At 65.0% G+C, this 1,155-nt stretch carries 1 protein-coding gene; it reads right to left on the reverse strand.

Features of this window, described 5'->3' with window-relative positions; genetic code table 11:
• The coding region (locus EOA75_RS33065; protein WP_127326157.1) for an arginine deiminase at positions 1 to 1,147 on the reverse strand (1,147 nt) is incomplete at its 3' end.
• Positions 1,148 to 1,155: the final 8 nt, after the last annotated feature.

A 1,155-nucleotide genomic window follows, 5' to 3' on the forward strand; every position in this document is an offset into this window, starting at 1 on the left:
CAATCGGGCAGGTCATGCAATGACCACCGCCGCGGCCGCGGCTGAGTTCGGCGCCCTCGACCGTGATCACCTCGATCCCCGCGCGGCGCAGAAGCGTGTTGGTGTAGACGTTGCGATCGTAGCCGATGACGACACCCGGCTCGATGGCGACGACGTTGTTGCCGTCGTCCCATTGCTCGCGCTCAGCCTCGTAGCGGTCGCCGCCGGTGGCGATGATCCGTAGCGATTTCAGTCCGAGGGCTTCCGCGACGACGGTGATGAAGGGAGCATTTTCTTCCCTGACCTCAACCGCCGCATCGTTGTCTCCGGGCCGGATCGAGAAGCTGCGCAGCCTTTCGACCACGGGCGGATACATGGTGGCGAGGTCCCGGTCGCAGAAGGTGAAGACGGTGTCGAGATGCATGAAGGAGCGGTCGCGCGGCATCAGCGCCGCGATCACGCGTGTGGCCTCCCCGGCGGCGAACAGACTGCGGGCTAGGTCACCCACCGCCTGCGGCGTGGTGCGTTCGCCCATGCCGACGAGAACCACGCCCCCGCCAACGGGCATGACGTCTCCGCCTTCTAGGCTGACGCCTGTTCCGGCTCCCGGAGACACGAATGGAATGCCGCTGTCGCGAAACCGTGGGTGGAAACGATAGACAGCCTCGACATTGGCCGCTTCAGGTCGCCTGGCAGGCCAATACATGGCGTTGACTGAAACCGAGCGGTAGATCCAGCAGGAGCTGTCGCGGGTAAAGAGTTGGTTAGGCAGCGGCGGCAGCACGAAGTCCTGCGGCGCGAGCGTCCTTCCGGTCAGTCCCTTGGGTTCGAACGGTAGCTCGGCGCGAGCAATGCCGCCGACGAGACAGCTTGCCAGTACGTCGGCCGGCATCTCGTTCAGCCATCCCCGCATCTCGTCGACCATGTCCAAGCCAACGACGCCGACGTGCACGCGGCGATCAAGAAGCCAGTCGCGCGCCTTGCCGATGCCCATGGTCTCCGTGAGGAGCTCGCCAAACGAGTGAACCATCGAGCCGCGCTCGCGCAAGGCATCGACGAAAATGTCATGCTCCTGGCGCGCACGTTTCACCCACAGCACGTCGTCGAACAGCAGCGACCTGCAGTTCTCCGGCGTCAGCCTGCGCAGGCTGACGCCGGAGAACTGCAGGTCGCTGC

This window comes from Mesorhizobium sp. M1A.F.Ca.IN.022.07.1.1, assembly GCF_003997575.1.
Classification (GTDB): Bacteria; Pseudomonadota; Alphaproteobacteria; order Rhizobiales; family Rhizobiaceae; genus Mesorhizobium.